Annotated in this window: 10 protein-coding genes; 3 read left to right on the top strand and 7 right to left on the bottom strand. The window is 36.2% G+C overall.

The window, feature by feature from the left end; translation table 11 throughout:
* Positions 1-82: 82 nt before the first annotated feature.
* The 3 genes from J7E81_RS02320 to J7E81_RS02310 form a co-directional block, all read right to left on the bottom strand.
* Positions 83-3,523, bottom strand: coding sequence for a glycoside hydrolase family 3 protein (locus J7E81_RS02320; RefSeq protein ID WP_251028456.1), 3,441 nt, complete (start codon positions 3,521-3,523; stop codon positions 83-85).
* Between the two features lie 205 nt (positions 3,524-3,728).
* On the bottom strand, positions 3,729-6,473 hold the full coding sequence (locus J7E81_RS02315; protein WP_308162118.1) for a family 78 glycoside hydrolase catalytic domain: 2,745 nt from the start codon (positions 6,471-6,473) through the stop codon (positions 3,729-3,731).
* A 123-nt stretch (positions 6,474-6,596) separates the two neighbouring features.
* On the bottom strand, positions 6,597-7,202 hold the full coding sequence (locus J7E81_RS02310) for a YesL family protein (protein ID WP_215040526.1): 606 nt from the start codon (positions 7,200-7,202) through the stop codon (positions 6,597-6,599).
* 176 nt (positions 7,203-7,378) lie between these two features.
* Here J7E81_RS02310 and J7E81_RS02305 point away from each other — a divergent pair, with 176 nt between their 5' ends.
* The 3 genes from J7E81_RS02305 (at position 7,379) to J7E81_RS30405 (ending at position 10,842) form a co-directional block, all read left to right on the top strand.
* Positions 7,379-8,935, top strand: a complete 1,557-nt coding sequence (locus tag J7E81_RS02305; protein WP_215040525.1) for a response regulator transcription factor — start codon at positions 7,379-7,381, stop codon at positions 8,933-8,935.
* Positions 8,936-9,041: 106 nt separating this feature from the next.
* Positions 9,042-10,034 (top strand): cache domain-containing protein, encoded by a 993-nt coding sequence (locus tag J7E81_RS30410; protein WP_251028398.1) that lies wholly within the window; start codon positions 9,042-9,044, stop codon positions 10,032-10,034.
* A 13-nt stretch (positions 10,035-10,047) separates the two neighbouring features.
* Complete coding sequence (locus tag J7E81_RS30405; RefSeq protein ID WP_251028397.1) at positions 10,048-10,842, top strand: sensor histidine kinase; 795 nt, start codon at positions 10,048-10,050, stop codon at positions 10,840-10,842.
* A gap of 88 nt (positions 10,843-10,930) precedes the next feature.
* Here J7E81_RS30405 and J7E81_RS02295 read toward each other — a convergent pair whose 3' ends face one another.
* The 4 genes from J7E81_RS02295 to J7E81_RS02280 form a co-directional block, all read right to left on the bottom strand.
* Positions 10,931-11,830, bottom strand: coding sequence for a carbohydrate ABC transporter permease (locus J7E81_RS02295; RefSeq protein ID WP_251028396.1), 900 nt, complete (start codon positions 11,828-11,830; stop codon positions 10,931-10,933).
* The gene (locus J7E81_RS02290; protein WP_215040524.1) at positions 11,827-12,708 is read right to left on the bottom strand and encodes a carbohydrate ABC transporter permease; all 882 of its coding nucleotides are present in this window, start codon (positions 12,706-12,708) and stop codon (positions 11,827-11,829) included. Before J7E81_RS02290 ends, J7E81_RS02295 begins: the two co-directional genes overlap by 4 nt.
* Positions 12,709-12,805: 97 nt before the next feature.
* Positions 12,806-14,131 (bottom strand): ABC transporter substrate-binding protein, encoded by a 1,326-nt coding sequence (locus J7E81_RS02285; protein WP_215040523.1) that lies wholly within the window; start codon positions 14,129-14,131, stop codon positions 12,806-12,808.
* Positions 14,132-14,388: 257 nt separating this feature from the next.
* Positions 14,389-15,858, bottom strand: coding sequence for a glycoside hydrolase family 140 protein (locus J7E81_RS02280; protein WP_215040522.1), 1,470 nt, complete (start codon positions 15,856-15,858; stop codon positions 14,389-14,391).
* Positions 15,859-15,880: the final 22 nt, after the last annotated feature.

The raw sequence follows: 15,880 nt of genomic DNA, 5'->3' as shown, positions 1-15,880 counted from the left end.
CAGCCCTTGTCTTTTACTTAGGGCTGTGGCACGCATTCATTTTAATGTACTCTCTCCGTTCGTTCCATCACATCAGGCTAATTTATTTTACCTTGAAGGATAGACTATCAATTCGAAGATCTGGTGCATGGAATTGAACATAGATCGTATGCTGTCCTTTTGGCGCATTATTTCCTAAATCTACTGTGACATCCTTGTACCCTAGCTCATTTACAGTTACTCCTGCATTTTGGATAGTGTACGTATTCTTACTAGTAGTTGGTACATTAATGGTAGCAAAAGGAGCACTATCTATAGAATCAGCATGCAATGTTATTGTTCCGCCAGCTGCATCAGAAGCAACGGAAGCTGTCACTTTCTGCGAGCCAGTCAATACCAACTTCGGTAAGGCAACCCAAGAACCGTTTTGTTTTGAATGCACTGCATAATAACCACCAACAACTTTCTTCTCTTTTAAGTCTTCAGCTGTTCGGGCTTTAGATACTTCATTATAAACAACCTCATGAGCGGCGAATGCATGGTCGAAAACATTAAATGGCTTATTTGCAGGGAGCGCTGCAAGTGAATCACCTGAAATATCTACTTCTTTCTTGGCACGGATATCTTGTGATGAGCTTCCAATCGTCAATTCATAGCTTCCATCCTCAACAATGAAATCACCCTTATTTACATCCCAGATAGAGAAATCTTTTGGATTAACCGTAAGGGTAACTGTCTTTGTCTCACCAGCAGCTAAGGAAACTTTATCGAATCCTGCTAATTGTTTTTGTGGAGCATGACTGCCATATGCTGATTTTTTGTTTTTGACATATAACTGCACCACTTCTGATGTATTAACCTTCCCTTCATTTTTCACCTTTACGGTTACTTTGAAAGGTGAATTCCCGTTAGCAGTTGCTGGTACATTGAAATCGCTATACGAGAATTTGCTGTATGACAAACCGTAACCAAATGGATAGGTTACTTTTGCATTTGTATACATGTAGGTTAGCTTCGATTCCTCTGGGTCAGCATTGGTCATATCTAACGAATAACGTGGATCAATATCATCCAACTTAATGCTCGTATTCCCTTCAGGAATGGAGTACTTATCGATTTTAGGGAATGCCGACATACCTGCATACCATGTTGAAGCTAAACGACCTGTCGGTGCATAGTCACCATACAACACTTGCGCCAATGCATATGAATCGTATTGTCCGCCATATGGCTGGTATACAATCGCAGACACGTTTGGATTGTTTTGAATCTTTTCCATCCCTACAGGGAAGCTGGATTTAATGACAACAACCGTCTTTTTACCCCTTGCAGCAAAAGCAGATGACACTTTATCAACTAATTGGTAGTCAGCTTCACCCATATTTAAATCAGAGCGATCGGTACCTTCTCCTGCACTATGACGCGGGATAGCTCCGACAAAGACAACAGCGTAGTCGTCTGTATCTGCTCGTTTGACAGCATCTGAGCCAACTTCCTTAACAACGGTTTGTTCAAATTTCACATCATCATTTCGACTGGCAGCTTTTGTTTTGTTTTCCAGTGTTGATGACGAGGTTTTCAGTTTTCCATCTGAACTGGTCGTAATAAAGCGTCCATTTGCGTAATACCAATTCGAAAAGTCTCCTGAAAATCCTGTTCTGTAGCCATTAGCAATTAATGATACAGTGTGATCTGAATTATCCTCCACACGAATTGTAGGCGGGATTGTACTTGTACTACCGAGCATTTGGGCAAGATCCCAATCATTATTTGTTAGGTTTAAGGCAGTATTATTTGTATTTCCAACAGATGCATTAGCTGCAGTCGGAGAAGTAACCCAAAGCCCATTCTTTTGAGAACGTATGCTATAACCCTTTTGGCCCCAATCAAATACCTCAAATAATTGGGCAGGATTATTTGCATCAAAGGAATCAGATGTTGTTATTAGTTGTGATCCTTTTGTTACATCCGTAGCATTTACATCAGCGGATACCATTTGACCGTTTAGTTTGGATTTCAACGCGACAACTTTAGCACCAGACGAGTAGGACACGTTATTTGCCCCGTTTGCTTTAATAATAGCTAGCAAAGGAGAGATCCCTGAGTTCTCGATATTTGGTGTTGTTCCAACTGAGTAAGTTGTTTTAAACCTTGAATCTGCATAAACTCCAGAAACTGTAGCCTTCTTATTTTTGGTAAGCGGCAGTGTTCCATCATTTTTTAACAATACGATACTTTCCTCTGCTGCACGTAAGGCAACTTGCTGATGCTCAGCAGTATTGTATGTTGCAGGCTCGGATCTTACATCCTTAGCCTCTTGGGCAAATGGGTAATTCTTAGGAATTCCGTTTGCGTCCACTTCATTAAAAATACCAACGCGGACCATTTGGTTTACATGAGGCCGTGCTGCTTCAATTAAATCCTCTTTTGTAAGACCGTATTTACCTTGTTCAACGGCATTCACTAATGCAGCAACATCATCTTTTGCATTTTGCTCATTTGGACCTGGACGTCCAGCGTTTGCCTTGGCTAAAACCATTAAAATAGTAGCATTCGTTCTGTCAGTGGCATACTGAGTATCGTACCCATTCCCTTCCGCACCTTGGAACACCAGTTGGTCAGCATTAAAATCTGGAGAGCTGTAGACTCCATATTTCGAGAAATTATTTGCGTGACGTTGATAAGGAGAAAGAATGTTTGGAATTCCGTTGGTACGGCCGAACGAAGTCATGACCCCGCCAACCGATCCAGAACTAAGCGCTTTCAAAGGGCTCTTAGTCTGATATTCGAAAATAGAACGCGCACTCGCACTATTACTGCTGGATTGACGGAACCACTGTGCGTTATAAACGGAAAAATGCTTTGTTCCTACCACTGCACGCATCCAGAATCCATCATCGCTTTTCGCTTGATCTGTACCGCTAAGTCCTGCTGCCATGTTATCAACCATTGTCGCAGCCATATTTGGATCTTCAGAAAATCCTTCATCAAATCTTCCACTAAGTGGATTGATCCGCATGTCACTGACAACTGTGAAGGCAACTGTGGCGGAAGCATTTGCACCACCATGTATGTTTGATTCCCCTTGCTTTACTTTTAACGTACTGATTTTTTCGCTTCCCATCACTTTTCCAATATCGGAAAGCAGTTCTTTGTTCCAAGTTTCCCCCATACCGGTTAACGCCGGGAAATCAGTAGAAATCCCCTGAACATTGTCAGCTGCAGATAAAGCGCCAGGAATCACTTTCCCGGCATTTGCTCCACGCTGGAGTGTGTAATGGTTCCTTGAACCTGTGGCATAAACAGCAGGTCCTTCAAGACCAGTGTAATCAAAATAAGCATCCACATATTCATTTAGATGGGCTGGAACTCCGTCGAACAACGGCATCCCATCAAAAACCCCGCCAACTTGTTTTTTAAATACGGGAATTTCTTCTGCTTTTTTCTTTGGTGCATGGAAACCAACTAAACCTGCTGCAAGTGTTGTAGTAAGGATTATAGATAGAGTTCTTTTTCCCATCTTAGTGAGCTGGGATTTTTTCATCCAATTCACACTTCCTCCCCCAAAATTTAAAGCGCTTCCATTATACAAATAAATAGGGACCGGTTACCTATATAAATATCATAATGTACAACTTGGCAGTCTGATAGTGTCAGATTTTTCTGATTAATGTATGCTTTTTTTGGGGGATGGAATAAATTATTAAAAGGAGGACAACCATTATGTATATGATTGCCCTCTTATGCTCTTACAAGTTATACTTGTGAATTAAATATGTCGGTGTTTGTGCACTATACAAATTTGAAGGCAAATCTCCCGTTTTAAGCTGGAAGGAGTAACAACCAGATCCTACTAGATAAACTAAACCATCTAGTGTGTCTGAAACCAAAATATTCTCTTCCCCCGGAGTGAGAGTTTGAACCTTTAACTTATCTTTACTAATATCCTTTAACAAAATCTCGGCTTTTGAGTTTACAGGTATCTCCACATTAATATTGATGATCGCTTCTTTTCTTTCCCATGAACAAAGAATCGTTCCATAAGGAGATTCCAATGAAGCTTTTGCTGAAGACAGACCATAATCAGAAATATGTGGCTGTATTTTTATTTTTCTATAGCCTGCTTCTTCAAGATCAATCCCAGCTACATATCGGTACAGCCATTCCCCTATTGCCCCATAAGCGTAATGATTATAGGAATTCATATCGTCACTCCAGAAAGACCCATCTTGTTTGATACCATCCCAATGTTCCCAAATCGTAGTGGCACCTTGTATAACAGAAAATAACCAAGAAGGATAGCTTTCCTGTAAGAGTAAACGAAGAGCGGTTTCATGATAGCCATTTTCAGATAAAGCAATACACAAATAAGGAGTTCCAACAAATCCTGTAGATAAATGATAGTTGTTCTCTTTTATCAATTGATTTAAGTCAGCAGCTACTTGTTCACGAACCTTCCCATCTATTAGATTAAATACTAATGGAAGGATATGCGCTGTTTGGGTATTTGCTATCATTTTTACGTCAGTTGAAATAAATGTTCTTTCAAATTCCTGTATAATACCACTCAAAAGCTGATCATATTTTCTTACATCTTCCTCTATATGTAAGACTTGTGCAGCATCTCTTACGATTCGAGTGGAATATGCGTAGTAGGCAGTTGCTACTAAATGTTCAGGTGTAGCTCCAAAATAAGAATCTTCTTCTGCATCAAGTGCAAGCCAGTCACCGAAGTGAAAACCTGTATTCCAAAGATATGGGTTAGCTCCCTGCGCTCGAATATATTCGATCCAAGCTTTCATACTTTCATATTGTTCCTCTAGTAATCTTTCATCGCCAAACGTGCGATATAAAGTCCAAGGACAAATGGTTACAGCATCTCCCCACGCTGAAGAAGTATAATTATAATCCCCCCACATACCGGAAATGTAGTCTTCTAAAACGTCTGGGACCACAAACGGAACGGTACCATTGGACGTTTGATCACTTTTTAGATCTCTCACCCATTTAGTAAAAAACGGGGCTACTTGATAGTTGTAGGCTGCCGTTCGAATAAAAATTTGTGCATCCCCCGTCCATCCGAGACGCTCATCGCGTTGCGGACAATCTGTGGGAACGTCGATAAAGTTTCCTCTCTGCCCCCAGAGAATGTTGTTATATAATTTATTGACTAGTTCATTTGAGCTCTCAAAATATCCTGTTCGTGGCATATTAGTATGAATGACCTCTCCAACAAAGGAGTTTAACAATTCTTGCTCAGATAAGGTATCAATACCTTCTACTTTGACATAACGAAAGCCTTGAAAGGTAAAATGGGCTGCATATGAAACTGGACCATTTCCGTTGGAAATATATTCAACCTTTTGTTTAGCCTTACGTAAATTACCTGTATAGAAATTACCTTCTTTATCCAATACTTCAGCATGATATAAAACAATCTTTTCGCCTGCCGGTATGTTAATATCCATCCGAACTCTTCCGACCATATTTTGCCCCATATCGAGGACGGTTTCGCCGTTAGGAGTTTTAATAACCGCAATAGGAGTAATGATTTCTGTTACTTTTGTCGGCCAGTTTTCTTGGGCAACAAGTTGGTTAAATGGGAGATCACAAATAGTTGCCTTTTTCCAGACTGAATTATCCTCATTATGATAATCCCTTATCTCTAATCGTGCATCATAAGTTTCACCCGCATAAAACTCTGATAATAGAATCGGACCAGTCGATGCTTTCCATGTTGAATCCGTCACGATCACCTCTTCTGTTCCATCTTCAAATACAATGTGTAATTGCAAAAGAAGCGCTCGTTCCTTACCATAGATGTTTCTTTTTGAAAGCCAGGTTAATTCTCCTTTGTACCAACCATCTGCGACCATGGCTCCGATAACAAATTCACCAGGAGATATCATGTCCGTTATATCATATGTTTGATACTGATGACGATGCTTGTAGCTGCTCCAACCAGGCGCAAATAAATCATCCCCGATTTTTTGATTGTTTAGGTAAATATCATATATCCCTGCAGATGTTGCATAAATTCGAGCGGACAGGACCTTTTTTTCAATCTGTAACGGTTTACGGAATACTGTTATAGGCTTTGAGTCTAAATCAAAGAAGTTAGGGTCAGGAGTAATCCATTTCGCTTGCCAATTTTTTGAGGACATTAACCCGGTTTCGAACCAGTGAATGTTGCTCCATTCTGTTTCACATCCATAGTTGTCCCAAACACGAACACGATAATAATAACGAGTTCCTGGATTCAAATCAGGCCCGGTATACGGTAAATGAATAGATTGTTCGGATTTATTCTTTCCTGTATCCCATAATAATGAGTTTTCAAATCTCTTTTCCGATAAAGATACTTGAATTTGGTAGAATTCTTGCATCGTATTATTTCTATCAGAAGTGAGTTTCCATGAAAACCTCGGATGAGGTAGATCTGTCCCCAATAAAAAATCTCTGTATTCACATGTCAACGTTTTCAGTTTTAGCACCCAAACTACCTCCCTTGTTTATACTGTAAGGTCTTATTAAAATAGTTTTTTATACTGGTTTTTAAGCCCTGTTTACATACCCAAGTTATTATTAAGGTAAGTATGAAACCTACGTTATGGAAATCAATTTTTCTGAAAAGCTTCCAAAATGACAAATTTCTTATTGATATGCCAATAAGTAAGGAATATACAAATGCTTGAAAAAAAGAATACGAATATTACAGGAAACTTATAAGCTATAAAAAATATCATATAAATACAAATTATGTTTAATAGAGTTAAGTGAAATTTAAAAAAACTAAATTTTATAGAATTAACCAGCAACTGTTTAATTGTATAGTAGCCGTTAACCATTAAAGGAAAAACGTGTAAAATTGCAGCGATATAAAACACCATCATAAAGCAAAAAAATATATAGAGAGCAATACTTAGATTGGAGCGAGTTTGTGTAATAATTTGGAAATCAACATAAAGTAACAAACCCAATATAATAATAAAAACGCCTACGACCATACTTTGCCTAAGATTTTCTTTAAATAAATGAAAATAGCTTGATATAATATTGGGTTCTTGCTTTTTAACCCATTGTCTCGAAACCCCAAAAGCAGCCGCCAAAGCAGGAAATACGGTAATTATCGGTATACAGCTAATAAGAAATAGCAGGTTTAAAAGTGTTATTTGATAAATCCAAATACAGATCTTATATAAAAAGCCTTCTGTAGATAACATACTTGTACCTCCTTGATGAATTTAAGTTTTGGATCTTTGCAAAGTAAATGAATGGCCAAAATAATATTTATAAAAAAATTATAACGTATACAGCAGTGTACTTTATTTTGTCTTTTGGGTATACTTTTTTTAGATTATAATTGAAAGTAGTAATTGATAAGGAAGGGGTTGATTCCATGTACACCTATATCATCGTTGACGATGAGCCTCTAATCAGGAGAGGAATGTTTAAAAAATTAAAAACGTTTTCAAAGGAAGCACGATTTGTTGGAGAGGCGGACAATGGCGTTGATGCCATGGAATTAATCCGCGAAGTAGATCCTGATATTATATTTACTGATATGAGAATGCCGGAAATGGACGGAAAAACTTTCTTAAAAACCCTGCAAAATAATTATCCTGAAAAAAAGATTATCGTCATAAGCGGTTACAGTGATTTTGAATATATGCAAGAAGCCATCTCTGCAAAGGTTGTGGGTTACTTATTAAAACCTTTTAATCGGGAAGAAATCCATTCAGCCTTACAAAAGGCCATAAATTTGATTAATCAGGAACGCGCCTACCAACAAAAGCTGGAAACAACGGAGACGGAAAAGGAAGAGATAAAATACCAGTCTGACTTACAAGTTTTAAATAACGTAATCTTAGGCATCTCGAAGATTTTCGTGCCAAAATCTACTATATTTCAAAAATTTGGTGATGGTCATAAATTTACATTGTTTACACTTTATTCAACTAACAGTCTAGTTGACTATCTAAATGATCCAGTTTTTATACAAAAAATAAAGTCTAACGGTTTTATTCACATACCGAATACAGATAATCGTAATATTTGTTTCTTTCTTTTTTACTATGAAAAGAATGTTAGGGATCTGCAGCAATTAATCTCATTGAAATGTAATTTGCTTTACGAAGGCATTAGCAGTGTGATCCCTAAAAATTCTATATTTTTAGGAATCAGCAAAACAAAAAAAACGTTACTACAGTTAAATGAGGCATATACAGAAACCATTTCAGCATTAAATAATAGATTAGTTACGGATATAAACCAGATATTATTTTATAAGGAAGGACAAACAACATTTGATATTTTAAATTGGGAAAAAACCGATGAATTACTTTTCCACATTGAGTCAGGAAACTACGACAAGGTTCTTGAATTAACTACCGACTACTTTAATTTTATATGTGAAATACCTTCCTTGACTATTTTATCTTTAAAAAATTTATGTAATGATATGATCCATGAAGTAAGAAATATGCTCTCAAACTACTTTGACACAATCACAAGAGATTCTCATTCATCCAGCTTTGATTCTATGCTTGAAACAGCATTTGACATTGAAGCGATAAAGTTTTACTTTTTTCAAGTTTTACCTAGCTTAACAGAGGTTTTTAAAGAAAAGAATATTTATGGTTCGGAAAACCTCATTGAAAATATTAAGACGTATATTACAAAAAACTATAACAAAGAAATAACGCTTAATAAATTATCTACGCTATTCTATATCAATCCAAGTTATTGCAGTTATTTATTTAAAGAAAAAACCGGTGAAAATTTCAATGATTACGTTAATAGAATCAGGATTGAAAAAGCAAAGCTCCTTTTAAAAAGTTCTTCGGATAAAGTTTATAAAATCGCTAAATCATTAGGTTATGATAATACGAAATATTTTTTCAGAGTTTTTAAAAAGGTGACCGGATATACCCCAGAAGAATATAGAATGATCTAAAGAGATAGCCTAAATATTGGCTATCCCTTTAGATCATTCTTCTATTATTTTTATAAAGTATTTAAGGTATACTTTAATTTAGGTTTTGTTCTTATGGAGGCTACCGATGAATTCACTTACTACTCGAACAAAAATGTTCTTAGTTTTTATTGCCATATCTATTATTCCCATCATCATCGTCACAATTAATTCCTATAGAAGCTATACTAAGCTTGTGAATCAGCAAGTATCAGTTGTTACATCAAATACTATAAGCAATTCACTAGAAAAAATAGATAGAACCTACCAAAATATCAACCGTATAACGTTAACATTTCAACAATTTTCGACTGCACCTGGATCCCCCACAGTTGCTGATCAATTGTACAAATTGATTAACAATAAAAACGTCGGGCCATACGATCTGTATCTTGCCAGACGGGACATGCAGTTCTTTTTTAATAATTTAATTTTAAGCAATGACTATATCAACGGTATCTATCTATTCCTTCCAGATGGCAATTCAATCAGTTACACTAACAACAATACGGATCTCCAATTTGGCTATGTAGCTTCTAGTGATGATTGGTATAAACAAACACTTAATAAGAAAGGTGACCTTTATGTTGGTCATGTCTCTACAAAGTCTTTCATTATTAATGCCCAGCCCTCCGTCACATTTGCACGTGCAATTTATGATTTTAATTCACATAAATTAATTGGAGTTTTAATGCTTGATTGTGACATTAAAATTTTTCAAGCTCTTGATAACGATATTATTCCAAATATGACAAATCTATATTTGGCAAATGATACAGGATATATCCTTTATGATAATAGGATGAGCGATATCGGTAAGAAACTGCCCAGCTACTTAAGAAACATAATTTCAACTAACTCCCAAGGGCATTTTGAAGATGTTCAAGATGGGAATTTAACCGTAATAAAGTCATTTTCGGATAATGATTGGAATATTGTAGCATCTATTCCCGTTAATGAGTTATACAAACCGTATAACCTTTCAGAAAAAATTAATCATTTATATATCAATAACATGTGCCGTTATCTTTATTTTGCTTTCCTTGGTCCTATCAAATCAACTTACAAGACCCACGATTGAGTTAAGTAAAATTATGCGTACTAACAAACAACTGAAACCAGTTTCTATTGAAAAATACCTAAAACGCCAAGATGAAGTCGGAATCCTCTATACCGAATATAACAACATGATTGAAGAGATTAACAGGTATATAAAAGAAAGTTTCCAAAATAAATTGATTACGTTAGACTCACAAATGAAATCATTAGAGGCACAAATTAATTCGCATTTTTTATATAACACATTGGAATCTATTAATAGTATTGCTGAAATTGAAGAAATAGAAAGTATTTCAATTATGACTAAAGCTTTAGGAGATATGTTTAGATATAGTATCAAAACAGAAAGTGAATTAGTTCGTTTAAGTGATGAAATAGATCATGTAAAAAATTATATAACGATTCAAAACATTAGATATGATAATAGCATTGATTTTAATCTTGAAATACCAAGCAAAATTTCTTCATGCTGCATTCTAAAATTGATCCTTCAGCCTATTATTGAAAATTCCATTCTTCACGGACTTGAAAAGAAAAGAATGAAAGGAAACGTCAAGTTAAAGGCATATGAAATTAGCCAAAATCGAATTGTCTTTGAAATCTCAGATAACGGAATAGGTATGGATAAGGATGGGTTAGATAAAATAAGAAACTTTTTACAAGAACAACCTGAATTTAAGGAGCTCGGAAAACGGAGCAAAGAAAGTATTGGTCTTAAAAATGTCCATTCTAGAATTGCACTTTATTATGGGTTAGAGTATGGGTTAAACGTTGATAGTGAACCTAATAAAGGAACGACAATTAAAATATGTGTTCCTAAGATTGAATAAAACAATATAAAAAAACGGACCACTTTGCAATATGGTCCGTTTTTCTATGTTTAATATAACAATATGGAATCCTTCTCATTTGGCATAATCAACCCTTTACAGAACCTACTGCTAAACCTTTGATAAAAAACTTTTGCAAAAAGGCGAAAATAACCAAAAGTGGTAAAGCACAAAGGAAACATGCTGCAAAAAGAACGTTCCATGCGGTTGGATTGGTTTGGTCACCCATAAAGCCTAACATGGCAAGTGGTAGTGGAGTCAGATCTGCTTTTGTTATAAAAATCATGTTAAAGAAATAATCATTCCAAATCCATACACCCTGTGTTATGACTACTGAAACCGTAACAGGTATTAATAGAGGAAATACAATTTGCCAGAACCTTCGAAATAAACCGGCTCCATCTAGAAGAGCTGACTCCTCTACTTCAATAGGTACACTGCTTTTAATAAAGCCAGAGTATAAAAATGAAGAAAAAGGGATACTACAAGTGATAAACATGATGATTGATGTTAGCTGCCCACTTGGAATATTTAATGCATTGAATGTTTTTACTATTGGAATGATAACCATCTGACTTGGAACAACAAGTCCAGCTAGAAAAAAGATATAAAGAAACTTACTTAATCGAGTATTCATTCTTGCTATTGGATATGCTGCCATAGATGTAAAAATGACAACTACAATAACGGAAACCCCCGTTAACAGAACGCTATTCATCAATGCCTGAAGAAAATGCATACGCTCAAATGCGATCTTATAACTTTCCAAACTAAATTGTGTAAATAAATGTAACGGATTCGTCATATTATCAGGTGTCCGTAATGAACTTGAAAGGGCAATTAAAAGTGGTAAAAGATTTATTAACATTAGTGCGGTAATTCCTATGTGGTAACAAGTCTTTTTAACAAATGTTTTCTTTTTCTTAGCTTCATTCTGTTTAATACCTATTTCATAGGAAGTACCTTGAACAATTGTCTTACTCATCATACATTGACCTCCCTCTTATTTAATTTCGTCACGAGGAATACTGTAACGGCTATAATTATGGCAAAGGAGACTACTGCCAATGATGCAGCTTTACCATACTGCCCTTCTGTAAATGCCATTCTAAAAATTTCGTAAACCAATGTACTGGTCGATCTGCCTGGACCACCGTTCGTCATAATAAAAGAATAATCGAAAGCTTTAAGGCCATTGATAATACTTAACGTAACGTTGATTGTAATAGATGTAGCTAACAACGGCAGACGAACAAACCTTGTTAATTGCCAACCGTTAGCACCATCTATTTTACCGGCCTCCATCAATTCTTGTGGAACAGTCTGCAACCCTGCAAGAAAAATAATTGTACTAGTTCCAATGGTTTTCCAAATATCTACGGCGGTAATTCCATATAGGGCTGTCTTGTAATTACCAAGAATGTTTAAATTTTCACTGTGTATGCCAAACCAACTTAGTACAGTTGGGAGAAGCCCAGAATCAGGCATGTAAACATATGACCAGATATAACCAACAACGATTGTACTAAACAATGTAGGTATATAAGCTACTGTCCGATAAAAACCTAAGCCTTTAATTTTAGAGTCCAAAACAAACGCAAGACACAGAGCAATAATATTTCCAAGGACTGTTGAAAGCAGTGTATAAATCAAAGTATTTGATATAGATGAACCTGCAATCCCTTCTTGGAATATTTTCACATAATTGCTTAGACCAACAAAATTTAGATTTTGCTGTACTCCGTTGTAATCTGAAAAACTATATTGAAAAAGTCTTAAAATGGGAAAGATCCAAAATGTCAAATATACAATCAATGCAGGCAAAACAAACAAATACATCGATTTTTTCATGACGGTAGAATTCATGGTATCTGATTCCTTTCAAAAATTTACTTGAGGCGGGGAATCACCCCACCTCAATTTGTTTTATTTCGCAAACACGAATATTTAATTTAATGAATTTTTACTTTTTCCAAAGCTCGTCAAATTTGTCTTGCATCGCTTTTGTTACGTCTTTTGGAGTTGTTTTTTGTCCACCAATAATCTCAGCAAATTTTGCTTCTAACGTTGCATCTACACCGCTTGGCCACATTTGGTTAGCAAAATAGATGGCATTACCAGTGCTTTTATATTGTTCATAAGCATCTTTATATAATTCGTTCGTTAACGGAACTCCGTTATAAGCAACAATTGAAGACGAGGTTTTTACCCATTCTTTAAATAAGTCAGACTTACCATCAAACCAATAGTTTAGGATTTGCTTTACAGCTTCGACATTTTCGGATTTTGCATTAACTGCCCAACCAGCTGCTGTTGAAGCTGCTTGCCATACTGGCTGACCTTTTTCATTAGCAGGTAGTGGGAAGAAACCGCGTTCAAAATCAGTTGCACCTTTCGCTGTTAATGGGGTGTAGTCCCATGTACCGTCTAAGGTCATAGCAGCTTTACCATCGATAAACATTTGAATTGCTTGTGGTCCGCCCAGCCCAAGAGTATTCTTTGCAATGTAACCTTTTTTGTACAATTCTTGGTACATCGAAACAGCTTTTTGCCATTTCGGACCGTTGAGTGATTCTTTTCCATTTTGAAGTTTAGTATCGAATTCCTTGTCGTCCGAATAAACAGTATTTGCTGCAATTTGATATAAACCAAACTGAATGACCCAAGGATCTTTATCCCCCATCACAATTGGAGTGATCCCTGCATCTTTTAACTTTTGGCAAGCAGCTAGGAAGGCATTCCAATCCTTAGGTACTTCAGTAATTCCAACTTTTTGGAATAGGGCTTTATTGTAATAAGTACCTAACATATCAAATCCTTTAGTAATAGCATAAACCTTTCCATTATATGACATATCATCTCTCACTGTTTGAGATAGATTTCCCATAAATGGCAGATCAGAAAGATCGGCTAAATATCCACCTTTTCCAAGGTCAATAACTGAAGCTGCATTTGCCATTCTTGGCCATACTCGGAAAATATCTGGTGCTTGGTTTACAGCTAGTTTCGTCTTGATTGATGTTGTATATTGGTCATCAGGAAGCTTTTGTACCTCTAATGTAATGTTCGGGAACTTTTTATGAACTAATTTTGGTAAAATATCTACTTCAAAATCTTGACCTGAGGCCGCTTTATTTCCAGAAACCAACATGGTTATGGTAACTTTTTTCGAATTAGATGAGCCGCTGCTTTTGGATTCGCTAGAGCTTGAGCTTGAACAGCCGGCTAAAAGTGCGATGGATAGTATCAGAACAAAGGTACCAGATAGAAACGCTTTCATTTTTTTCATTACATTCACCCCACGAGTTTATATCTTTAATATAATGGCCATTTATTTCTTGTGCGCATTTTTATTGTAGCGTAATTCAGAGTACATTTAATTTAGTAATTTGAGTGCACAATTTTTAGATTTTTTTTACTTTTAAACAAAACGTTAACCAGCATCCACTTAATAGACTTTTATATATATGAAAAATACCACAGTCCAAAAGACTATGGTATTTGTTAAACAATGATTTAAGTGTCCCATATTCGTTCTTTTTTAAATCACCACATAAATGTTTTCTTGATTTCAGGAGGTACAGGTAATTCTCCATAAATTTTTGCTTTGCCAGGAATAGTTGAGTAATTATTACCTCTCTCTATTAAGCATATCCAATCCTGCTCATTTCCACGAGTAGGTGTTATTATTTTTAAAACGCCTCCCTTTTCATCTACACTAATTGCTTGATCTGATATAACATTTTCTTGTGTATAGCACTGTCCATCTCTAGGATTAAACCACCACATTTGTAACTGTTCACTCTTCAATCTACTTAAATCTACCGTTTCTTCTCCACCTGAAGGGAAGTATAGACAAGCAAATTCCCCATCTTTTTCTACACATCCCTGTATGTGTTCATCTAAAATATCTTCAATCTTATCATTCTGTTCCATTAGTAATTCCTGACAAGGAATACATTGACTTAGATCTCTAGACTCTAAAAAATCACGCAAAATTTTCATCTGCCATGCGCCCGGCTGGTCCAAAGCTTCAAACCAAGAATATTCTCTGAAACTGTCTCTTTCCTTTTCGGAAATCATCCAACACACCGATGGATGCCCATATGTATGACCAAAGGACCCTGCAAATAAACTCCAATAAGCACGTTTCCTTACCATCCATCCACCGTGGAAATCAGTTCCAATTGGCCATGATGTTGGCATATGTTCATATGCGGGTTCTCCATCAAAAACAGGCATAGGACTTTTTCTATTGTAATCATTTTTCACCAATTCATAGTTTCTAGGTGTTAATCCATGACCAGACTGAATCATAATAAATGAAATCCAAGCCTCATCATCAGTCCAATAAGACATAGTTGAACACTCGCCGGTCTCCGCTTCATGGCATGCGTGATAGGTCATCAAAAGCTTTTGCCAATCAGGGTCTTTTACGTTATATGAAAGTTCCTTATCTAGAACCCCTTTTGCAAGCCCTTCCGCCATTTTCCGCCAAACATCCTTGTAATCGACCCCTAAATGAATGGGCTGCCTGTCCCCGCCTAGACACCAAATAATATTTTTTCTATCCTTATAGCGGTTACCAATCCATTTTCCATATTCAAAAGCATTTTCTTTTGTAACAATCTTTTCTGAAAACTCCCCCATCCAGTTATGGCCTACTACAAGTTCTCCCCATACAGGCAGTAACAAAACATAAAAACCATATTTTTCCGCTTTATCGATTATCCAGTCTAAATACTGAAAATATTTTTCATTAGGAGTGTTCAGATCATCATTTAATAAAGCCTTTTCTCCGGCAGGATTTCTCATTTCCTTATCCTGCTCCGGGTCGAGTGCTACAATCTGTAATACAGTAAAACCTTGTGATTTTCGCTTCTGCATCAAATATTCGGCATCGTCCCATTTTAATCTATGTGCGATGGTCCAATCCGTATCAGCCATCCAAATAAATGGTTTCCCGTTTTGATAAGTAAAAAATCTTCTGTTTTCTGAGATTTTTAATCTATCCATGTTTTCTCCTTTTCAAATTGCA

This window comes from Bacillus sp. ISL-18, assembly GCF_018613415.1.
Taxonomy (GTDB): domain Bacteria; phylum Bacillota; class Bacilli; order Bacillales; family Cytobacillaceae; genus Neobacillus.
The sequence above is the reverse complement of the archived record's forward strand: the minus strand, read 5'-3'. Positions and strand labels throughout refer to the sequence as shown.